Source organism: Streptomyces sp. 11-1-2, from assembly GCF_003595545.1.
Taxonomy (GTDB): Bacteria; Actinomycetota; Actinomycetes; order Streptomycetales; family Streptomycetaceae; genus Streptomyces; species Streptomyces hygroscopicus_B.
This window is the reverse complement of the sequence record NZ_CP022545.1, coordinates 10762992-10787887: the sequence shown is the minus strand read 5'-3', so window position 1 is coordinate 10787887 and position 24896 is coordinate 10762992. Positions and strand designations below refer to the sequence as shown.

The following is a 24896-nucleotide window of genomic DNA, read 5'->3' as shown; positions in this document are numbered from 1 at the left end:
ATCGCCAGCCCCTTGAAACCGTCTGTGAATTTCTGCTCGCCACGTCAGGACGTTCCGAATTCGTCATCGATGAGCTTGAAGATTTCGTCGGCGGTCGCCGATTCGATCTCGCTGTCGTCGTCCGCGTCGTCGGCCGGCGCCGACGCGGTGCCGGACACCGTCCCGGTGCCGCCGGCGGACCACTTCGCCACCAGGCCCTGGAGTCGCTCCATGACCTTGGCGTGCGTCTCACTGTCGTCGGAGTCGAGTCCCGACAGGGTCGATTCCAGCCGGTCGAGTTCTCCGAAGACGGGCTCGGTCGCGGGCCCGTCGGCAGGAGTGACCTCCTCGCGCAGGAACCGTGCGAGCACCGCCGGGGTCGGGTAGTCGAACACCAGGGTCGCCGGCAGCCGCGTTCCGGTGATCGCGTTGAGACGGTTGCGCAGTTCGACGGCCGACAGGGAGTCGAAGCCCAGGTCCTTGAACGCGTGTCCCGGCTCGATCGCCTGTCCCGACGCATAGCCGAGGACGATGGCCACCTGGTCGCACACCAGGTCCACCAGGATGCGCTCGCGCTCCGTCTCGGACTTCCCGGCCAGGTGCTGCTTGAGCTCGGCGGTCGGGTCCGCCGTGGTGCTCGCCGCGCCCGCCTCCGCGGTCCTGCGCGCCGGAGCCCGCACCAGTCCGCGCAGGAGCGCGGGTACCGGCTCGCCCAGCGAGGACATGTCCATCGTCATGGGCACCAGGACGGCACCGTCGAGATCGCGGGTCGCGTCGAACAGCGCGAGTCCGGCCTCGGGGGTGAGGGCGACCATGCCGGTCCTGGTCATCCGGGTGACGTCGGCGTCGGCCAGTTCGGTGGTCATGCCGCCGTCCTGCGTCCACGGTCCCCAGACGAGCGAGGCGGCCGGGAGCCCGGCGGCCCTGCGGTGCTGGGCCAAGGCGTCCATGAAGGCGTTGCCCGCCGCGTAGTTGGCCTGGCCGGCGCCACCGAAGGTGCCGGAGACGGAGGAGAACAGGATGAAGGCCGAGAGGTCGAGGTCGCGCGTGAGCTCGTGGAGGTGCAGCGCCGCGTCCACCTTCGGACGCAGCACCTTGTCCACCCGCTCCGGCGTCAACGACTCCACCACACCGTCATCCAGCACACCCGCCGCATGCACCACGGCCGACAGCGGATGCTCCGACCCGATACCCGCCAGCAGGCTCTCCACCGACGCCCGGTCGGCGACATCGCACGCCATGACCTCCGCCTCGGCACCCAGCCCGGCCAGCTCCGCCACCAACTCCGCCGCACCCGGCGCCTCCACGCCACGACGACTCGTCAGCACCAGACGCTCAACCTTGTGCTCCACCACCAGATGACGGGCCAACAGCGCGCCCAGACCACCCGTACCACCCGTGATCAGCACCGTCCCCGGACCATCCAGCGTCCTCGGGATGGTCAGCGCCACCTTGCCGGTATGCCGGGCCTGGCTGATGAAGCGGAAGGCCTCGGGCGCCCTACGGACATCCCAGGTACGCACCGGAAGCGGTCGCAGCACTCCGCTCTCGAACAGGGAGAGCAGAACGCTCCACATCTCGTGGATGCGGTCGGCTCCCGCCTCCATCAAGTCGAACGCCTGGTAGGAGACACCGGTGTACTCGGCGGCCACCTCGTCCGGGACCCTGATGTCGGTCTTGCCCATCTCCAGGAACCGACCACCGCGCGGCAGCAGACGCAGACCCGCGTCCACGAACTCCCGCGCCAGCGAGTCGAGCACCACGTCCATGCCGCGTCCGCCGGTCGCGTCGAGGAAGCGCTTCTCGAAGTCCAGCGTCCGCGACGACGCGATGTGCTCGTCGTCCAGACCCAGCGACCGCAGAGTGTCCCACTTGCCCTCACTCGCGGTACCGAAGACCTCGGCGCCGAGGTGCCGTGCCAACTGGAGCGTGGCCATGCCCACACCACCGGCCGCCGAATGCACCAGCACCGACTGGCCGGCCTGGAGACCTCCCAGGTCCACCATGGCGTAATAGGCCGTCAGGAACACGATGGGCGTGGAGGCCGCCTGCTCGAACGTCCAGTCCTCCGGGATCCGGGCGACGACCCGCCGGTCGGTGATGGCGACCGGGCCGAACGACCCGCTGAAGATGCCCATCACCCGGTCACCGGGCGCCACGTCGGTCACTCCGGGGCCGACCTCGGTCACGGTACCGGCGCCCTCGCCACCGAGCGGCCCGGCCTCTCCGGGGTACATCCCCAGGGCGTTGAGCACATCGCGGAAGTTCATACCCGCGGCGCGCATCTCGACCCTGATCTCGTTCTCGCGCAGGGCTTCGGTGGCATCGGGGCAGGGCAGCAGCGCCAGATTCTCCAAGGTCCCCTTGGCGTGCATGTCCAGGCGCCATTCCCGGATTCCGGCGGGCGGCAGCAGCGCGGTGCCCGAGGAGACCCGGGCCATCCGCTGGCCGAGCACCGTTCCCTCGCGGACCACGGCCTGCGGCTCGTCGGCGGCGAGCACAGCGGGCAGTGCCGCCTTGGACGCCTCGGCGGGCTCCTGCGGGTCCAGGTCCACCAGGACGAAGCAGTTCGGGTTCTCCGACTGCGCGGACCGCACCATGCCCCAGAGGGGGGCGTGGATCATGTCCGGCGTCTCGTCGCGGTCCTCGGGCGCCATGGCACCGGAGGTCACGAAGACCAGTCGGGAGGAGTCGAACCGGCGGTCGCCGAGCCAGCCCTGGATCATGCCGAGCGTGTGGTGCGTCACCGCGTGGATGGCGCCCGCGGGCTCCAGGCCCCGCTTGGCCTTGTTGCCCTTGCCCTTGCCCCTCCCCTTCGCCTTGCTCTTGGGCTTGCCCTGGGCCGCCTCGTCGTCGAGGCCCGGTGCGTAGGAGACCAGCACGGCCTCCGGGGCAGCGGCGCCACCGTCGATCGCGGCGCCCAGCGCGTCGAGATCGGCGTAGGCGGTCACCTCGGCTCCGGCGATCGCGCCGGCGGCCAGTCCGTAGTGGTCGGTGCCCACCACGGCCCACTTGGCCGTTGCCGCCTCGGCCGGAGCGATGGCCGGAACGGCGGTCCAGTCCAGCGTGAACAGCGAGTCGCGGAACGCCGACGTCCTGGCCGCGTCGATGTGTTCCACCGACACCGGGCGCAGCACGAGGGATTCGATCGACGCCACCGGGCGGCCGGCTCCGTCGGCCACCGCGAGGGAGATGGAATCCGGTCCCAGCTGGGTGAGCCGCACCCGCAGGGTGGACGCGCCACCGGCGTGGAGCGACACCCCGCTCCAGGAGAACGGGAGCCGGGAGAGCCCGACGTCCTCCAGGGCGACGAAGGTCACCGCCTGCACGGCGGCGTCCAGCAGGGCGGGGTGGAGGCCGAAGTCGACCGCGTCCGACGCGTGCTTCTCACCGAGGCTGACCTCGACGTAGACGTCGTCGCCGGAGCGCCAGGCGGCCCGCAGGCCCTGGAACACCGGGCCGTAGGCGAAACCGGTGGCGGCGAAGCGCTCGTAGAAGTCGCTGATGTCCAGGGCTTCCGCGTCCGCCGGGGGCCATGCGCTCAGGTCGAACGACGGCTCGGGGCCGGCCGGGGCCAGCGCACCGGCCGCGTGCTGCGTCCACGGCTCCTCCGAGGACGCGTCGGCCGGGCGGGAGTACAGGCTGAGCGAGCGGTAGCCCGTCTCGTCCATGTCACCCACCCAGAGCTGCACCTGGACCGGTTCGTTCTCGGGCAGGACCATCGGGGTGGCCAGGGTGACCTCCTCGACCCGGCCGCAGCCGACCTGGTCGGCGGCGCGGATGGCCAGTTCGAGGAATCCGGTCCCGGGGAACAGCGCCGCGCCCCCGATCGCGTGGTCGGCGAGCCACGGCTGGCTCTGCACCGACAGCCTGCTGGTGAACAGGAATCCGTCGCTGCCCGCGAGCTCGACTCCGGCACCCAGCAGCGGGTGGTTGGGAGAGCTGAGCCCGGCGGAGGCGACATCCCCGGTCATCGGGCCGGCCGCCTTCGGCCAGTAGCGCTGCCGCTGGAAGGCGTAGGTGGGCAGTTCCACCCGCCGCACATCGTGTCCGGCGAACGCCGTCGACCAGTTCACGGTGGTGCCGTGGACGTGGAGTTCGGCCAGCGCCGTCGTCAGGGACTGGGTCTCGGGGCGGTTCTTGCGCAGCGCGGGGACGAGGGTGAGAGCGTCTCCGCCCTCGTCGGCCGTCAGGCAGTCCTGGGCCATCGCGGTGAGCACACCGTCGGGGCCCACCTCCAGGAACGAGGTCACCCCGAGCTTCTCCAGGGCGTGTACCCCGTCCGCGAAGCGCACCGCCTCCCGCACGTGCCGCACCCAGTACTCCGGCGAGCACACCTCGGCGGCTCCCGCCGACGCACCCGTGAGGTTGGAGACCAGGGAGATCGACGGTGCCTGGAAGGACAAGCCGGAGACGACGTCACGGAAGTCGTCCAGCATCGCGTCCATGCGCGGCGAGTGGAAGGCGTGGCTGACCTTCAGCCGACGGGTCTTGCGGCCCTCCTGCTCCCACTGCTCGGCGATCTCCAGTGCCGCGGCCTCATCGCCCGCGATCACCACGGCCGTCGGGCCGTTGACCGCGGCCATGCTCACCTCAGTCTCACGACCGGCCAGCGACGCCGCGACCTCCTCCTCGGATGCCTGGATGGCCACCATCGCGCCACCCTCCGGCAGCGCCTGCATCAGACGGCCGCGCGCCGCGATGAGCGCGCACGCGTCCTCCAGCGAGAGCACCCCGGCCACATGGGCCGCGGCGACCTCGCCCACCGAGTGGCCGATCAGAACATCCGCGGTGACGCCCCAGCGCTCCAGCAGCCGGAACAGCGCCACCTCGATGGCGAACAGCGCCGGCTGGGTGAACGCCGTCTGGTTCAGCAGCTCGGCATCCGCGCTGCCCTCGGCGGCGAACATCACCTCCTGCAGCGGCCGGTCGAGCAGCACATCGAGATGCGCGCACACCTCGTCCAGCGCCTGGGCGAACACCGGGAAGGCGTCGTACAGCTCCCGTCCCATGCCGAGGCGCTGCGCGCCCTGACCCGAGAACAGGAACGCCGTCTTGCCGGCCGTGCCCACGGATCCCTGGACGACTCCGGGGGTCGTGGCACCCGAGGCGATGGCCTCGAGACCGCTCAGCAGCCCGTCCCGGTCGCCGCTCAGGAGCACGGCGCGGTGGTCGAAGACGGACCGGGTGGCCGCCAGCGAGTGGCCCACGTCGTTCAGGTCGAGCTCGGGGTGGGCCGTCACGTAGTCGTGAAGGTTCCTCGCCTGGGCGCGCAGCGCCTCGGCGCCCTTGCCGGTGACCGCCCAGGGAAGTGCTTCCGCTTCGGCCTGGGGGGCGTCGTCCGTACGGACCCGCTCCACCGGCTCCGGCTCCGGGGCCTGCTCGATGATGGTGTGGGCGTTGGTGCCGCTGATACCGAACGAGGAGATACCCGCCCGGCGCGGCTCACCGTTCTCCGGCCACGGGGCCGACTCGGTCAGCAGCCGGACCTCGCCCGCTGTCCAGTCCACATGCGGCGTCGGCTCGTTGACGTGGAGCGTCTTCGGCAGCACGCCCTCACGCATGGCCATCACCATCTTGATGATCCCGGCCACACCGGCGGCCGCCTGCGTGTGCCCGAGGTTCGACTTGATGGAGCCCAGCCACAGCGGCTGGTCCGCCTGCCGCCCCTGGCCGTAGGTGGCCAGCAGCGCCTGCGCCTCGATCGGGTCACCGAGCCTGGTGCCGGTGCCGTGCGCCTCGACCGCCTGCACCTGATGGGCGGCGAGGTCGGCGCTGGCCAGCGCCTGGCGGATCACCCGCTGCTGCGACGGGCCGTTGGGCGCCGTGATGCCGTTGGACGCACCGTCCTGGTTGATCGCGGAGCCACGCACGATCGCCATCACCGGGTGACCGTTGCGCCGCGCGTCCGAAAGCCGCTCGAGCAGCAGCACGCCGACGCCCTCCGACCAGCCCGTGCCGTCCGCCGATTCGGCGAACGCCTTGCACCGCCCGTCCGACGACAGCCCCTTCTGGCGGCTGAAGTCCACGAACGATCCCGGGCTGGACATGATCGTGACACCGCCGGCCAGCGCGAGGGAGCACTCGCCCTGGCGCAGCGACTGCGCGGCCATGTGCAGCGCCACCAGCGACGACGAGCACGCCGTGTCCACCGTGACGGCCGGTCCTTCGAGACCGAAGGTGTAGGAGATACGGCCCGATACGACACTGGCCGCGTTGCCCGTTCCGAGGTAGCCCTCGGGTCCGCCCGGGGCGGTCAGCAGCAGGCCGATGTAGTCCTGGCCGTTGCTTCCCGCGAAGACACCCGTCCGGCTTCCCTTGAGCGATGTGGGGTCGATGCCCGCCCGTTCGATCGCCTCCCAGGAGGTCTCCAGCAGCAGTCGCTGCTGCGGGTCGATGGTCAGCGCCTCGCGCGGAGCGATCCCGAAGAACTGCGGATCGAACTCGTCGGCGTCATAGACGAAGCCGCCGCCGCTCGAGTAGCTGGTGCCCGAGTTCTCCGGGTCCGGGTCGTAGAGCTCGTCAAGGTCCCAGCCACGGTTGGTCGGGTAGGCGCTGATCGCGTCGCTGCCCTCGGAGACCAGCCGCCACAGATCCTCCGGAGTGCGTACCCCACCGGGGAAGCGGCAGCTCATCGACACGATCGCGATCGGATCGTCGTCCACGACGGTGCCCGTCACCACCGGCAGGTCATCCACCGGCGCGGGGGCGGTGCCCTGCGTCTCATCCAGGATGAACCGGGCGAGCACCGTGGGTGTCGGGTAGTCGAAGGCCACGGTGACCGGCAGGTTCACACCGGCCGCCATGCTGAGGCCGTTACGCAGCTCCACGGCGGTCAGCGAGTCGAACCCGATGTCCCTGAAGGCTCGGTCGGGCTCCACCGCGTCGGCGCTCGGGTACCCGATCACCTCGGCGGCCTGGGACCTGACGAGGTCGAGCACCTCCGCCTCGCGTTCGACGGCCGACAGCCCTTCGAGGCGCTCGGCCAGTCCGGTGAGCGACGCGCCGAGTTCGGCCTCCGCCGCCTCCAGGGCCTGCCGCACCTCCGGCAGTTCGTTCAGCAGCGGACGCGGCCGGGCCGCGGCGAATCCGGGGGCGTAGCGCTCCCAGTCCACGTCGGCGACGGTGATGTCGACCTCGTCGTGATCGAGCACCTGCTGAAGGGCGTCGACGGCGAGGACGGGCTCCAGCGCCGGCATACCGCGCCGCTTGAGCTGGGCCGCGATGGCGTCGTCGACCAGACCGCCGCCGCCCCAGGCACCCCATGCCACCGAGGTCGCCGCCAGGCCCTGTGTCCGGCGCTGCTGCGCCAGGGCGTCGAGGAAGGCGTTGGCGGCGGCGTAGCTGCCCTGACCGGCACCACCGACGGTCCCGGCGTAGGAGGAGAAGAGGATGAACGCGGACAGGTCCAGGTCCTGGGTCAGCTCGTGGAGGTTCACCACGGCGTCCACCTTGGGCCGGAAGACACCCTGCGCCCTGGGGACGGTGAGGGTGTCGATGAGGCCGTCGTCCAGCACACCGGCCGCGTGCACCACCGCGGTCAGCGGATACTCCGCGGGCAGCCCGTCGAGGAGCTCCCGCAACGCGTCACGGTCGGCGACGTCACAGGCCGCGACGGTGACCCGCGCGCCGAGAGCGGTCAACTCGTCCCGCAGCTCGGCCGCGCCGGGGGCGTCCGGGCCGCGGCGGCTGGTCAGCACCAGGTGCTCGGCACCGGCCTGGACGAGCCAGCGGGCGAGGCGGCCACCGAGGGCACCGGTACCACCGGTGATCAGGACGCTTCCGCGAGGCTCCCAGGTACGGGCCGGCCGGGCGTCGCCCAAGGGCGCCCGGACGAGCCGTCGGCCGAAGACTCCGGAGGCGCGCACCGCGACCTGGTCTTCGTCACCGGAGCGCCCGATCAGGCCGACCAGACGGTTCAGCACCCGGTCGTCGATCGCGTCCGGCGACTCGGGGAGGTCGACGAGACCGCCCCACCGCTGTGCGTACTCCAGGCCGACCACCCGGCCCAGACCCCACACCAGGGACTGCTTGACGCTGCCGACCCGGTCGGAGCGGCCCACGGACACGGCCCCGGTGGTGGCGAGCCAGAGCGGCACGTCGATGTCGATGTCGCTCAGCGCCTGGACCAGGGTCACGGTGCCGGCGAAGCCCCGCGGAACACCCGGGTGTTCGGCGAGCGCCTCCTCGTCGAACGCGAGCAGGGAGAGCACTCCGTCGATCGCGAGCGTCCCCTCCTGCTCGGCGCCGTCCGCGGAGGGCGTGCGGGGGGCCGCGTCCCGGAGGAGTTCGGTCAGCGACGACCGCTCCGGCTCCGAGTCGTCCAGGTCGACCCGCACCATGCGGGCACCGTGGCGCTCCACGTCCCGCGCGATGCGCTCCGCCAGTTCACGGGCGGTGTCGACCGGCGGTACGACGACCATCCAGGTACCGGTGATCGGGGCGCCCCGCTCCTGCTCGGAGCCGGACGACGGCTGGTCGATCAGGGGCTTCCAGTTGATCCGGTAGCGCCAGTTGTCGACGGTCGAGCGGTCACGCCTGCCGCGCCGGTACGACGACAGGGCGGGCAGCACCGCGCTCAGCGGCGCCTCCCCGTCGAGCTCCAGCGTCTGCGCCAGTCCTTCGAGGTCCTCGCGCTCGACGGCCTCCCAGAACCGGGCGTCCACCGAATCGGCCTCGGACACGGGCGCGTTGCCGAACGTGGCGCCCTCGGCCGCCTGCGGCCAGTACCGCTGACGCTGGAAGGCGTAGGTCGGCAGGTCGATCTGACGGGCGCCGTGTCCGGCGAACACCTTCCGCCAGTCGACGTCGGCCCCGTTGACATGAAGCTCGGCGATCGAGGTCAGGAACCGCTCCAGGCCGCCCTCGTCACGCCGCAGCGTGCCGACGACCACGGCCTGGGCCTCGGCGGCCTCCACGGTCTGCTGCACCGGAAGGGTCAGCACGGGATGCGGGCTGACCTCGATGAACACGTCATGCCCGCTGTCGAGCAGGGTGCGGGTGGTGGCTTCCAGTTCGACGGTCTGCCGCAAGTTGCGGTACCAGTACTCGGCGTCCAGACCGGCGGTGTCCACCAGCTCACCGGACACGGTGGAGTAGAACGGCACCTCGGAGGTACGCGGTTCAAGGTCCGCCAGGACGTTGAGCAGCTCCTCGTGGATCGCCTCCACATGCGCCGAGTGCGAGGCGTAGTCCACCGGAACCCGGCGGACACGAATCTCCTCGCCTTCGAGCTGGGCGACCATCTCATCGAGCGCACCCGGGTCGCCGGAGACCACGACGGAACCGGGGCCGTTGACCGCGGCGACGGATATTCCACCGTCCCACGCGGCGATCCGCTCCTTGACCTGGTCGACCGGCAGCCCGACCGACACCATGCCGCCACGACCCGCCAGACCGGCGGCGATCGCCTGCGACCGCAGGGTCACCACCTTCGCGGCATCCCCAAGCGACAGCGCACCCGCGACACAGGCCGCCGCGATCTCGCCCTGGCTGTGACCCATCACGGCATCCGGTTCCACACCCACCGAACGCCACAGCTTCGCCAGCGACACCATCACCGCGAACAACACCGGCTGAACGACATCCACCCGGTCGAAACCGGGAGCGCCCTCGGCACCACGCAGCACATCCGTCAACGACCAGTCCACATGAGCCGACAGGGCCGACTCACACTCGCCGATCGCCTCCGCGAACACCGGAGAGCTCTCGAGCAGCCCCACCGCCATGCCCATCCACTGCGCACCCTGGCCGGGGAACACGAACACCGAACGGCCAGTTGCCTCGGCGGCGCTGGCGCGGACCACGCCCGGTGCCTTCGCACCCTGGGCCACCGCCTCCAGGCGCTCGAGGAGTTCCTCGCGGCTGGTCCCGGTCACCGCGGCCCGGTACTGGAACGCGGACCTGGTCGTCGCCAGGGAGAGCGCCACATCGGCGGTCCGCAGCTCCGGGCGCTCGGCCACGAACTCCCGCAGCGCGTCGGCCTGGGCCTGCAGCCCGTCGCCGCTCTTGCCCGCCACGACCCACGCCACCGGGCCGTCGGCAACCTCGGCCTCGGCGACCTCGGCGGTCTCGGCCGCCTCGATCTCCGGAGCCTGCTCCAGGATGGTGTGCACGTTGGTGCCGCTCATGCCGAACGCCGACACACCCGCGCGCCGCGGATGTCCCGTCTCCGGCCACGGCTTGGCCTCGGCCAGCAGCTCGACGTCGCCCTCGGTCCAGTCCACGTGGGGCGAAGGCTCGTCGAGGTGCAGGGTCTTCGGCAGCACCCCGTGACGCATCGCCATCACCATCTTGATGACGCCGCCCACACCGGCGGCCGCCTGCGAGTGGCCGATGTTCGACTTGATGGCGCCCAACATCAGCGGCTGGCCCTCGGGACGCTCCTGGCCGTAGGTGGCCAGCAGCGCCTGTGCCTCGATCGGGTCGCCCAGCGAGGTACCCGTGCCGTGCGCCTCGACCGCGTCCACCTCGGCGGCCGACAGGCGGGCGTTCGCCAGCGCCTGCCGGATGACCCGCTGCTGCGAGGGGCCGTTGGGCGCCGTCAGACCGTTGGACGCACCGTCCTGGTTCACCGCGCTGCCGCGCACCACGGCGAGGATCGGGTGTCCGTTGCGGCGGGCGTCCGACAGCCGCTCGAGGACGAGCATGCCGACGCCTTCGGCCCAGCTCGCGCCGTCCGCGGCGGCCGAGAACGGCTTGCTGCGTCCGTCGGAGGCGAGCGCACGCTGCCGGCTGAACTCGACCAGCGACATCGGGGTGGACATCACCGTCACACCACCGGCCAGCGCCAGCGAGCACTCGCCCTGGCGCAGCGCCTGCCATGCGAGATGCAGGGCGACCAGCGACGACGAGCACGCGGTGTCCACCGTCATGGCGGGCCCCTCGAGGCCCATGGTGTAGGAGATACGGCCCGAGAGCACGCTCGGCGAGACACCGGTGCCGACGAGGCCCTCGACGGCCTCCTGGGATCCGGCGAGGACACCGCCGTAGTCCTGGTAGGTCACGCCCGCGAAGACGCCGGTCTGGCTGCCCTTCGCCGAGAGCGGGTCGATACCGGCGCGCTCCAGCGCCTCCCACGAGGTTTCCAGCAGCAGCCGGTGCTGCGGGTCCATCGCGATCGCCTCACGCGGCGAGATCCCGAAGAACGCCGGGTCGAACTGGCTGGCGCCGTGCAGGAAGCCGCCTTCCTGCGTGTAGCACTTGCCGGGCTCGTCCGGGTCCGGGTCGTAGAGGTTCTCGACGTCCCAGCCGCGGTCCGTCGGGAAGGGCGAGATGCCGTCCCGGCCCTGCGCGACGAGGTCCCACAGATCCTCCGGGGTGGCCACCCCTCCGGGATAGCGGCAGCTCATCCCCACGATCACGATCGGCTCGTCGCTGTCCGCCACCGCGACCGGCGCCGGCTGCCGCGCCCCGGTCAGCGAGCCGAGGACCTCGGCACGGGCGAACTTCGCCAGTTCGACGGGGGTCGGGTAGTCGAACACGGCGGTCGCCGGGATGCGCAGGCCAATGGCCTTGCTCACCCGGTTACGGAACTCGACGGCGGTCAGCGAGCTGAAGCCGAGGTCCTTGAACGCCTGCAAGCCCTGGACCTGGCCGGCGGAGGCGTGTCCGAGCACCGCCGCGACATGCGTGCGGATTATCTCGAGCAGCACGCGGTCCTGCTCGGGCTCGGAGAGCCCGGCCAGGCGCTCCCTCAGCGATGCGAGCGGCCCGGCCTCCGGGCCGCCCCGCTGGGCGGTGCGCCGCGCGGTCCTGCGTCGACGGGCAGGCGGCATGGCAGTGGTCTCCTCAGCAGGGGTTTCGGTGGCCACGGGGGATTCGGTGGCCGCCGGAGCGTCGGCGCTCGCCTCGGGCGAGACGGCGGGCTCCGGCAGGGTTTCGGTCGTCTTCGGCGCCGGGAGCTCCGGCTGGTCCGTGGCGACCTGGCGCAGCGTCAGCGTGTCGGCGGAGACCACAGCCTCCCCGGCTCCGTCGACCGCGGCCAGGGAGAGGGTCTCCGGGCCCGTGCGGGCGAGCCGGACACGCAGCTCGGAGGCGCCTTCCGCGTACAGCGATACCCCGGCCAGGCTGAACAGGATGCGGCCGCGCCCCACGCCGTCCAGCACTCCGAGGCCGAGCGGCTGCAACGCCGCGTCCAGAAGGGCCGGGTGCAGCCCGAACCGCTCGGCCTCCGCAACGGACTCCTCGGCCAGGCTGATCTCGGCGAACACCTCGTCATCGCGCTGCCACACCGCTCGCAGGCCACGGAAGGAAGGTCCGTAGACGAGGCCGCCTTCGGCGAGCATCTCGTACAGGCCGTCCACCTCGACGCGCTCGGCGCCGGGCGGGGGCCATGCGGCGGAGGCGAAGCGCACCGCTCCTTCGGCGGTGGCGAGATCGTCCGGCTCGGGGGCGAGCACACCGCTGGCGTGGCAGATCCACTCGTCCTCGTCCTCGTCCGCCGGCTCGGCCACGCGCGAGTACATCTCCAGCGAGCGGGTGCCGAACTCGTCCTCTTCGCCGAGGACGAGCTGAATCTGGACTCCGCTCCCTCGGGGGAGGACCAGCGGCGCCTGGCTGACGAGCTCTTCCACATGGCCGAGGCCGACCTCGTCACCGGCGCGAATCGCCAGTTCGACGAGGGCCGTGGTGGCCAGGACCGCCTCGCCGCGCAGGACATGGTCCGCCAGCCAGGGCTGGGTGTGCAGCGAGAGCGTTCCGGTGAAGACCAGGCTGTCGGTGCCCGCGACGGGGACCGCTCCGCCCAGCAGCGGGTGATCGGCGGGATCGAGGCCGAAGGCGGCGGCGTCTCCCGCCGCGGTGCCGGCCTCCAGCCAGTAACGCTGGTGCTGGAACGCGTAGGTGGGCAGGTCCACCCGGCGGGCGCCGCGTCCGGCGAAGAAGGCCCGCCAGTCGACGGTTTCGCCGTGGACGTGTGTTTCGGCGAGAGCCGCGACGAGCGCCTGCGTCTCGGGACGGTCCTTGCGCAGCACCGGGACCAGCAGGGGGGCCGGTGTGTCGTCGGCCGCGATGTCGTCGACCGGTTCGGTCAGGCAGTCCTGGGCCATCGCGGACAGCACACCGTCGGGGCCCACCTCGAGGTAGGTGGTGACGCCCTGGGCTTCGAGGGTCCGCACCCCGTTGAGGAAGCGGACGGTCTCGCGCACGTGCCGCACCCAGTACTCCGGCGAGCACACCTCTTCGGCACCGGCCTGCTCACCCGTGACGTTCGAGATGAACGCGGTGGTCGGGCCGTGGTAGGTGAGCGTCTCCGCGACGGCGCGGAAGCCGTCCAGCATCGCGTCCATATGCGGGGAGTGGAAGGCGTGGCTGACGCGCAGGCGGCGGGTCTTGCGGCCCTGCTCCGCCCACTGGGCGGCGATCTCCAGCGCCGCTTCCTCGTCACCGGCGATCACCACGGCGTTCGGGCCGTTGACCGCGGCCATGCTCACCTCGGCCTCACGACCGGCGAGCGAACCGGCGACCTCCTCCTCGGACGCCTCGATGGCCACCATCGCGCCGCCCTCGGGCAGCGCCTGCATCAGACGGCCACGCGCGGCCACCAGCGTGCAGGCGTCCTCCAGCGAGAACACCCCGGCCACATGGGCGGCGGCGATCTCACCGATGGAGTGGCCGATCAGCACATCCGGGGTGACGCCCCAGTGCTCCAGCAGCCGGAACAACGCCACCTCGATGGCGAACAGCGCCGGCTGGGTGAACGCCGTCTGGTCGAGCAGTTCGGCGTCCGCACTGCCGTCGACCGCGAACATCACCTCAGTGAGCGGACGGTCCAGCACCACGTCCAGGCGCGCACACACCTCGTCCAGCGCACGGGCGAACACCGGGAAGGCGTCGTACAGCTCCCGTCCCATGCCCAGGCGCTGCGCACCCTGGCCGGTGAACAGGAACGCGGTCTTTCCGGCCTTGGCCGCCTGCCCCTGGACGATGCCGGGGGCGTCGTCCCTGGCGGCGACGGTCTCCAGGCCACGCAGCAGCGCCTCACGGTCGGTGCCCAGCAGCACCGCACGGTGCTCGAACACCGATCGCGTGGCGACCAGCGATTCGGCGATGTCCAGCACACCGGACTCGGCCCCCTCGGAAAGGTGGGCTCGCAGCCGCTCGGCCTGGGCGCGCAGGGCTTCCGGGCTCCGGGCGGAGAGCACCCAGGGGGCCATGCCGTGGTCGTCAACGGGGGCCGGGGCGGGCTCCGCCTCGTCCTGGACCGGGGCCTGTTCGATGATGGTGTGCGCGTTGGTGCCGCTCACGCCGAAGGCGGAGATACCCGCCCGGCGCGGCTGCTCGGTCTCGGGCCATGCGGCGGCCTCGGTCAGCAGCCGCACCTCACCCGCCGACCAGTCCACCTCGCGCGACGGCTCGTCCACATGCAGCGTCTGCGGCAACACACCGTGCCGCATGGCCATCACCATCTTGATGACACCGGCGACACCGGCCGCGGCCTGGGTGTGCCCGATGTTCGACTTGATCGAACCCAGCCACAGCGGCAGGTCCTCCGGGCGCTCCTGGCCGTAGGTGGCCAGCAGCGCCTGCGCCTCGATCGGGTCACCCAGGGTCGTTCCGGTGCCGTGTGCCTCGATCACCTGGACGTCGGCCGACGACAGCCTGGCGTTGGCGAGGGCCTGGCGGATCACTCGCTGCTGCGAGGGGCCGTTCGGCGCCGTCAGACCGTTGCTCGCACCGTCCTGGTTCACCGCCGAGCCCCGCACGATGGCCAGCACCTGGTGGCCGTTGCGCTTGGCGTCCGAAAGCCGCTCCACGAGCAGCATGCCCACACCCTCGGACCAGCCGGTGCCGTCCGCGGCGTCCGCGAACGGCTTGCACCGGCCGTCGGGGGCGAGGCCGCGCTGGCGGCTGAACTCCACGAAGGCGGCCGGGCTGGTCATCACGGTGACGCCACCGGCGAGCGCCATGGAGCACTCGCCCTGGCGCACCGCCTGCGCGGCCTGGTGCAGGGCGACCAGCGACGACGAGCACGCCGTGTCCACCGTCAGCGCGGGTCCCTCCAGACCCATGGTGTAGGAGATGCGGCCCGAGACGACCGAAGTGGCGCTACCGGTCAGCAGCTGCCCTTCGAGCCCCTCGGGGATCTCGTTCAGCCCCGCTCCGTAACCGGAGGTCGCGGCTCCGACGTAGACGCCGATCTGGCTGCCACGCACGGACGCCGGGTCGATGCCGGCCCGCTCGAACGCCTCCCAGGAGGTCTCCAGCAGCAGCCGCTGCTGCGGATCCATGGCGAGCGCCTCACGCGGCGAGATGCCGAAGAACGCCGCGTCGAACTCGCTCACCCCGTCGAGGAACCCGCCCTCACGGGCGTAGAACGTGCCCAAGCGCTCCGGGTCGGGGTCGTACATCCCGTCGACGTCCCACCCACGGTCGGAGGGGAAGTCGGTGATGGCGTCCGTACCGGCCGCCACGAGGTTCCATAGTTCCTCCGGGCTGCGCACACCGCCCGGGAAGCGGCAGCTCATCCCGACGATCGCGATCGGGTCGTCGTCGGCCGGGACCATTACCGCCGACGGCGCGGTCACCGCGTCCCGCGTCCCGCGCACCTCGGCACGCAGATGGCCGGCCAGCACCGTGGCGCTCGGGTAGTCGAAAACCAGCGTGGCCGGCAGGACCAGCCCGGTCTCCGCGTTCAGCCGGTTACGGAACTCAACGGCCGTGAGCGAGTCGAAGCCCAGTTCCTTGAACGCACGGCCGGGCTCGACCGCCTCCGCACCCGTGAAGCCGAGGACGGCCGCGGCGTGGGCACGCACCAGGTCGAGCAGAGTCCGGTCGATCTCGGCCTCGGTGAGGCCCGTCAGGCGGTTCCGCAGTGCCGAACCGGTACCGGTGCCTTCGGCGTTCTCGGCGTTCGCCAGCGCCCGCTGCACCTCGGGCAGATCGCCGAGGAGCGGACTCGGCCGCCCGATCGTGAACGCGGGGGCGAACCGCTCCCAGTCCACATCGGCGACCGTCAGCAGACCCTCGTCACCCGCGACCGCCCCCTGCAGCGCGGCGATCGCCAGACCGGGCACCATCGCGGGCAGACCGCGGCGCGCCAGCTGGTCGGCCTCGTCTCCGGCCGCCATACCGCCCTCGGCCCAGGGGCCCCAGGCCACGGCCGTACCGGCGAGACCCCGCGCACGGCGCTCCTCCACCAAAGCGTCCAGGTAGGCGTTGGCAGCACCGTATGCGGCCTGGCCGCCGCTGCCCCACACACCGGCGATCGAGGAGAAGACCACGAACGCGTCGAGCTCACGGTCGCCCAGCAACTCGTCCAGGTTGACGGCGCCCGCCACCTTGCCGGAGACCACGGCGGCGGCGTCGGCCAGCCCGGTCTCCGTCAGCGGCACCACTCCGTTGGCGCCCGCCGCGTGGACGACCGCCGTCAGCGGATACTCCTGCGGAACGGCGTCCAGCACCGCGGCCAACTGCTCACGGTCGGCCACATCACAGGCCGCCACGGTCACCCGGGCGCCCAGCGCCTCCAGCTCCGCACGCAGCTCGGGCGCGCCCGGCGCCTCCAGACCGCGACGGCTGGTCAGCACCAGATGCTCGGCACCCTGGCCCACCAGCCAGCGGGCCACCTGCCCGCCCAGCGCACCCGTACCACCGGTCACCAACACCGTGCCACGCGCCCGCCACGTCGTTCCGTCGGCAACGGGTGCGGCCGACCGGGTCAGGCGACGTGCGAACACGCCGGAGCCGCGCACCGCCACCTGGTCCTCGGTGGCCTCGGCGGACAGCACACCGGCCAGCCGCGCCACCGCACGCTCGTCCAGTGACTCGGGCAGATCGACCAGACCGCCCCACAGCTCCGGCAGCTCCAGCGCGGCCACCCGGCCGAGCGCCCACACCATCGCCTGCTTCGGGTGGCTGAGCCGTTCGGAGCGGCCCACCGACACGGCACCCCGCGTACCGGACCACAGCGAAGCCTCGATTCCGGCGTCCGCCATGGCCCGCACCAGCGTCAGCGTCAGGGCGAGACCGTTCGACAGCGCCGGGTGCTCCGGGCAGAGGTCCTCGTCCAGGGCGAGCAGCGACAACACGCCGCTCAGTGCGGGCGCGTCGGCGGCCGCCGCACGCAGCCGCTCCCCCAGCGCCTCGGCGTCGAGGTCCCGCTCGTCGGCCACCAGCGACACCACGCCCGCGCCATGCCGCTCGAGCCCGGAGACGATCCCCGTCACCAGCTCATCCTCGGCGCGGGACGCCGGAACCACTACCAGCCACGTCCCCGACAGCGACCCATCGGCCACGTCCGAGACCGGCTTCCAGGCCACCCGGTAGCGCCAGTTGTCGATCGTGGACTGGTCACGCCGGTTGCGGTGGTACGTGGACAGGGCGGGCAGCACCGCGCTCAGCGGCGTCTCGCCGTCGACGTCGAGCGTCTCGGCGAGCGCTTCGAGATCCTCGCGCTCGACCGCTTCCCAGAACCGCGCGTCCACCGAGTCCACCGAGTCCACGGCGCTCGACGCGTTCAAGCCGTTCAGGGAGATGGACACCTCGGGCCAGAACCGCTCGCGCTGGAAGGCATACGTCGGCAGCTCCACCATCCGCGCACCACGCCCGGCGATCACGGACTCCCACTCCACCGAGGCTCCGTGGACGTGGAGTTCGGCCAGCGCCATCGTCAGCGCCTGGGCCTCGGGACGGTCCTTGCGCAGCACCGGCACCACGGCCGTGGCCGCGGTCTGGTCCGCCGTCAGGCAGTCCCGCGCCATCGCGGACAGCACACCGTCGGGGCCTACCTCCAGGAACCTGGTGACGCCCTGGGCGGTGAGTGCCCGCATGCCGTCCGCGAACCGCACCGCTTCCCGGACGTGGCGCACCCAGTACTCCGGCGTGCACACCTCGTCGCGGCTCGCCGCCTCGCCCGTCACATTGGAGACCAGGGCGATGGACGGTGTCTGGAAGGACAGGCCCGTGACGACGTCACGGAAGTCGTCCAGCATCGCGTCCATGCGCGGCGAGTGGAAGGCGTGGCTGACCCGCAGGCGGCGGGTCTTGCGGCCCTGCTCCGCCCACTGGGCGGCGATCTCCAGCGCCGCTTCCTCGTCACCGGCGATCACCACGGCGTTCGGGCCGTTGACCGCGGCCATGCTCACCTCGGCCTCACGACCGGCGAGCGAACCGGCGATCTCCTCCTCGGACGCCTCGATGGCCACCATCGCGCCGCCCTCGGGCAGCGCCTGCATCAGACGGCCACGCGCGGCCACCAGCGTGCAGGCATCCTCCAACGAGAACACCCCAGCCACATGGGCCGCGGCGATCTCACCGATGGAGTGACCGATCACCACATCCGGGGTGACACCCCAGTGCTCCAACAACCGGAAGAGTGCCACCTCGATGGCAAAGAGCGCGGGCTGAGTGAACGCCGTCTGGTCCAGCAGCTCGGCGTCCGCACTGCCCTCCGCCGCGAACATCACATCCCGCAGCGGACGATCCAGCACCACATCCAGCCGCGCGCACACCTCGTCCAAGGCACGGGCGAACACCGGGAAGGCGTCATACAGCTCACTCCCCATGCCCAGGCGCTGCGCACCCTGACCCGAGAACAGGAACGCCGACTTTCCACCGGTTACGGCCTGTCCCTGGACAGCTCCCGAGGCGATTCCGTCCTGCGCGAGAGCCTGCAGGCTACGCAGCAGGGTCTCGCGGTCCTCACCCACCAGCACGGCCCGGTGCTCGAACACCGACCTCGCCGCCAAGGTGTGCCCGACGTCGAGCACACCGACCTCTTCGCGGGCCGCCACATACCCGTACAGCCGCTCGGCCTGCGCCCGCAGCGCCTCCCGGCTCTTCCCGGAAACCAGCCACGGCACCACGGCCGCCGACACCGGCGCCTCGGGCGCGACCGCCTCCGAGGCCGCGGCCTCTTCCAGGTCAGGACCCTGCTCGATGATCGTGTGGGCGTTGGTCCCGCTCAGTCCGAACGAGGAGATACCGGCCCGGCGCGGCCGGCCAGTCTCCGGCCACGCGGTGGCCTCCGTCAGCAGCCGCACCTCGCCCGCCGACCAGTCCACCTCCCGCGACGGCTCATCCACATGCAGCGTCATCGGCAGCATGCCCGCGCGCATGGCCATCACCATCTTGATGACCCCGGCCACGCCCGCCGCGGCCTGCGTATGGCCGAGGTTGGACTTGACGGCGCCCAGCCACAGCGGGTGGCCCTCCGGCCGCTCCTGGCCGTAGGTGGCGAGCAGCGCCTGCGCCTCGATCGGGTCGCCCAGCGTCGTACCGGTGCCGTGCGCCTCCACCGCGTCCACCTCGGCGGCCGACAGTCCGGCGCTGGCCAGCGCCTGCCGGATGACCCGCTGCTGCGAGGGTCCGTTGGGCGCGGTCAGACCATTCGAGGCACCGTCCTGGTTCACGGCGGAGCCCCGCACGATCGCCAGCACCTGGTGGCCATTGCGCCGGGCGTCCGACAGCCGCTCCACGAGCAGCATGCCCACGCCCTCGGACCAGCCCGTGCCGTCCGCACCCTCGGCGAACGGCTTGCAGCGGCCGTCGGGAGCCAGGCCGCGCTGGCGGCTGAACTCCACGAAGGCACCCGGTGTCGACATCACCGACACACCACCGGCCAGCGCCAGATCGCACTCACCCTGACGCAGTGCCTGTGCCGCGAGATGCAGCGCCACCAGCGACGACGAACACGCCGTGTCCACCGTCATCGCCGGCCCCTCGAGGCCGAACGTGTACGAGATGCGCCCGGACACCACGCTGGCCGCGCTGCCCGTGCCCACATGGCCACCGAAGTCCTCGGGGGCGTCGAGCATGATCGTGGAGTAGTCCTGGCCGTTGGTGCCGACGAACACACCGGTGCGGGTGCCCCGCAGCGCGGCCGGCTTGACGCCCGCGTACTCGAACGCCTCCCACGACGTCTCCAGCAGCAGTCGCTGCTGCGGATCCATCGCCATCGCCTCGCGCGGCGAGATCCCGAAGAACACCGGGTCGAACTGGGGCGCCCCGTAGAGGAAGCCGCCCTCGCGGGCGTAGAAGGTGCCCGGGTGCTCGGGGTCCGGGTGATACATCCCCTCGACGTCCCAGCCACGGTCGCCGGGGAACCCGGCGATGGCGTCGCCGCCTTCGGCCAGGAGGCGCCACAGGTCCTGCGGGGTCTCGACGCCTCCGGGGAAGCGGCAGCTCATCGCCACGATCGCGATGGGGTCGTCGTCATCGGGCCGCACCCGGTGCGCCACCGTCGAGCCGACCGCATCGGTGTGGGCGCCGCCCAGCTCCTGAAGCAGATGGCCGGCGAGCACCTCGGCGGTCGGGTAGTCGAAGACGAGGGTCGACGGCAGGCGCAGACCGGTGGCCAGGTCGAGCCGGTTGCGCAGCTCGATGGCGGTGAGGGAGTCGAACCCGAGGTCCCGGAAGGCGCGGCCGGGCTCGACGGAGTCCGCCGAGAAGTGGCCGAGCGCCGAGGCCGCGTGGGTGCGGATGAGGTCCAGCAGGACGGCTCGCTGTTCGGCGTCCGAGAGTCCGGCCAGTTGCTCCGGCAGGCCGGACCCCGGCTCTGTCCGGGCGGCGGCACCACCCGAGGCGGTCAGGAACTCGCGTGCCTCGGGGATGTCGCTGACGAGGGCGCTGGGGCCCGCGCTCATCATCGAGGCCATGCCGGACCAGTCGATGTCGGCCACGACCAGCGCGGCCTCGTCGTGGCCGACGGCCCAGCGCAGCGCGTCCACGGCCAGCGAGGGAGCCATGGGGGGCAGTGGCCCGCCGCGCATCCGGTCCCCGGCGCGGCCGCTCGCGGCCATACCGCTCTCGGCCCACGGGCCCCAGGCGACCGCGGTGGCGGCCAGGCCCTGGGCGCGGCGCTGCTGCGCCAGCGCGTCCAGGTAGGCGTTGGCCGCCGCGTAGGCGGCCTGGCCCGCGCCGCCGACGACACCGGCGAAGGAGGAGAACAGCACGAACGCGTCGAGCGACAGTCCTTCGGTCAGCTCGTGCAGCTGCCGCGCGCCCTCCACCTTCGCGGTCAGGGTCCCGGCGAGCTGGTCGACGGTCAGGCCGTCCAGCACACCGTCGTCCAGGATGCCCGCCGCGTGCACGACGGCGCTCAGGGGGTGCCGCTCGGGAATGGCGGCCAGCACCGCGGCGAGGGCGTCCCGGTCGGCGGCGTCGCAGGCCGCGACGGTCACCTCGGCGCCCAGTTCCTCGAGTTCCGCCTTGAGCTCGGAAGCGCCTTCGGCCGCCGGGCCGCGACGGCTCGTCAGCACCAGGTGTTCGGCGCCCTCGCGTACGGCCCAGCGCGCCACCTGCGCGCCCAGGGCGCCGGTGCCACCGGTGATCAGCACCGAGCCCCGGGGCCGCCATGCGCGCTCGGCCGACTCGTTGCCGACCGTGATGCGGGTGAGGCGCCGGGCGTACGCTCCGGATCCGCGCAGTGCCACCTGGTCCTCGCCGCCTTCGGCGGACAGTGCCCAGGCCAGTCGCGCGGCGGCGCGCTCGTCCAGCGTCTCCGGCAGATCGACGAGGCCGCCCCAGATCCGCGGGTGTTCCATGGCCGCGACCCGGCCGAGGCCCCAAATCTCCGCCTGTGCGGGGCTGGTGAGCTGGTCGGAGCGGCCCACCGACACGGCACCCCGGGTGCCGCACCACAGTCGGGCCTCGATGTCCGCCTCGGCCATGGCCCGCACCAGCGTCAGGGTCAGCGCCAGGCCACGGGAGACCACCGGGTGCTCGGTGCAGGGCCGCTCGTCCAGCCCCGCCAGGGACAGCACACCGCCGACCCCGGGCAGACCGGTGGCGATCTCGCGCAGCCGCTCGGCCAGCACACCGGGGGCAAGGTCGCCCTCGTCCGCCACCACGCGGACGACATCGGCACCGTGCCGCTGGAGAGCGGCGGACGCCGACTCCCCGACGGTGTCATCGACGCCGGAGGCGGGGACGACCACAAGCCATGTCCCCGAAAGGGTGGCAGCGGGGTTCTCCGAGACCGGCTTCCATGAAATCCGGTACCGCCAGCCGTCGACGGTGGCCCGGTCACGCTGCTGGCGCCGGTACGAGGACAGCGCGGGCAGCAGTTCGCCGAGTGAGCCGGCGCCGTCGACATCCAGCGCCTGGGCCAGCGCCTCCAGGTCTTCGCGCTCCACCGCGTCCCAGAACCGCGCGTCCACACTGTCCGCGGCGGACCTCTTGGACGCCGCGCTCGTACCCTCCAGCCAGTAGCGCTGACGCTGGAAGGGGTACGTCGGCAGCTCAACCTTGCGGGCGCCCCGCCCGTCGAAGACCTGCGCCCAGTTCACCGTCACACCGTGGACGTGGGCCTCGGTCAGCGCGGCCATCACAGCCTGTGCGTCGGGGCGTCCCTTGCGCAGAACGGGCACCACGACCGGGGCCGACGCCGGCTCGGTCGTCAGGCAGTCCCGGGCCATCGCCGAGAGCACACCATCGGGCCCGACCTCCAGGTAGGCGGTCACGCCCTGGGCATGGAGGGAGCGTATGCCGTCGGCGAAGCGCACGGCCTCGCGCACATGCCGCACCCAGTAGTCGGGCGAGCTGATTTCTTCGGCGCCAACGGGCTCGCCGGTGACATTGGAAACCAATGCCTGGGTAAGAGTCTGGAAGGACAGCCCCCGCACGACACGGCGGAAGTCGTCCAGCATCGCGTCCATACGCGGGGAGTGGAAAGCGTGACTGACCTTCAGCCGGCTCGTCTTACGGCCTTGTTCCGACCACTGGGCCGCGATCTCCAGCACCGCGGCCTCGTCACCGGCGATGACGACGGCGGTGGGGCCGTTGACGGCGGCGATGCTCACCTCGGCCTCACGACCGGCGAGCGAACCGGCGATCTCCTCCTCCGACGCCTGCACCGCCACCATGGCGCCGCCCTCGGGCAGCGCCTGCATCAGCCGGCCGCGGGCCGCCACCAGCGTGCAGGCGTCCTCCAGGGAGAAGACCCCGGCCACGTGGGCTGCGGCGATCTCACCGATGGAGTGGCCGATCAGCACATCCGGGGTGATGCCCCAGTGCTCCAGCAGCCGGAACAGCGCCACCTCGATGGCGAACAGCGCGGGCTGGGTGAAGGCCGTCTGGTCCAGCAGTTCGGCGTCCGCGCTCCCCTCCGCCGCGAACACCACATCCCGCAGCGGGCGGTCCAACACGACATCCAGGTGCGCACACACCTCGTCCAGCGCCTGGGCGAACACGGGGAAGCCGTCGTACAGCTCCCGGCCCATCCCAAGGCGCTGCGCGCCCTGACCCGAGAAGAGGAACGCCGTCTTGACGGCCGTCCCCGCCACGCCCTGGGCCACGGCGGGAGCGACATCGCCCGTGGCCACGGCTTCGAGCCCGGCGAGGAGTTCCGCATGGTTCGCACCGGACACCACCGCGCGGTGCTCGAACATCGACCGGGTCGCCACCAGGGAATGGCCGACGTCCTGGGCGCTCAGCTCGGTCCGCTCCAGCAGGAACGCCTTGAGCCGGGCGGCCTGGGCGCGCAGCGCGTCCGAGTCACGACCCGACAGCAGCCAGGTGGCCACACCAGTGTCACCCTCGGACACCGGGGTCGCCTCGGCCTCGTCCTCGACCGGCGGGGCCTGTTCGATGATGGTGTGCGCGTTGGTGCCGCTCACACCGAAGGCGGAGACACCGGCCCGGCGCGGCTGCTCGGTCTCGGGCCATGCGGTGGCCTCGGTCAGCAGCCGCACCTCACCCGCCGACCAGTCCACCTGACGCGAGGGCTCGTCCACATGCAGCGTCTGCGGCAGCACACCGTGCCGCATCGCCATGACCATCTTGATGATCCCGGCGACACCGGCGGCGGCCTGGGTGTGCCCGATGTTCGACTTGAGCGCGCCCAGCCATAGCGGGCGGCCCTCCGGCCGCTCCTGGCCGTAGGTGGCCAACAGGGCCTGCGCCTCGATCGGGTCGCCCAGGGACGTACCGGTCCCGTGCCCTTCCACCACGTCCACATCGGCCGGGGCCAGCCGGGCGCTCGACAGGGCGTCCCGGATGACCCGCTGCTGGGACGGGCCGTTGGGCGCCGTCAGACCGTTGGACGCACCGTCCTGGTTGACCGCCGAACCCCGCACGACCGCCAGTACCGGGTGGCCGTGTCGGCGCGCGTCCGACAGCCGCTCCACGAGCAGCATGCCCACGCCCTCGGACCAGCCCGTACCATCCGCGGCGTCCGCGTACGGCTTGCACCGGCCATCGGGTGCCAGCCCACGCTGCCGGCTGAACTCCACGAAGGCGCTCGGGGACGACATCACCGTCACACCACCGGCCAGCGCCAGGTCACACTCACCCTGGCGCAGCGCCTGTGCCGCGAGATGGAGCGCCACCAGCGACGAGGAACACGCCGTGTCCACGGTCACCGCGGGCCCCTCGAGACCGAAGGTGTACGCGATACGGCCTGATACGACGGAAGTCGAGGTACCCGTCAGCAAATGGCCTTCGGCTTCCTCCGGGACCTCGTCGACATCCGCCCCGTAACCCGAGGTCGAGGCGCCCACGAAGACACCGCCTCGACGGCCCTTCACCGACCCCGGAGCGATGCCCGCACGCTCGAACGCCTCCCATGAGGTCTCCAGCAGCAACCGCTGCTGCGGATCCATGGCAAGGGCCTCACGCGGCGAGATTCCGAAGAAGCCCGCGTCGAACTCGGCCGCGTCGTGAAGGAAACCACCCTCACGGGAGTAGAACGTGCCCGAGCTCTCGGGATCGGGGTCGTACATCCCGTCCACGTCCCAGCCACGGTTGGACGGGAAGTCGGAGATGGCGTCACCACCGCCGGCCACCAACCGCCACAGGTCCTCGGGGCTCCCCACGCCGCCCGGGAAACGGCAGCTCATCGCCACGATCGCGATGGGCTCCTGCTCTCCTGCCTCCAGCTCGCGCAGGCGTTGGCGCGCTTGGTGCAGATCTGCCGTTACCCGTTTGAGGTAGTCCCGAAGCCTATCTTCGTTCACCATGAAAACCTTGCCTGTTAC

At 71.9% G+C, this 24896-nt stretch carries 1 protein-coding gene; it reads right to left on the bottom strand.

All coding sequences use genetic code 11. The annotated features are described in order from the left end of the window. Positions 1-44: 44 nt before the first annotated feature. Positions 45-24878, bottom strand: coding sequence for a type I polyketide synthase (locus CGL27_RS45910; RefSeq protein WP_119993600.1), 24834 nt, complete (start codon positions 24876-24878; stop codon positions 45-47). Between the last annotated feature and the right edge of the window lie 18 nt (positions 24879-24896).

Coding starts and splice junctions, on each gene's coding strand:
- CGL27_RS45910 (WP_119993600.1), bottom strand. CDS start 24,878: ATGGTGAACGAAGATAGGCTTCGGGACTACCTCAAACGGGTAACGGCA.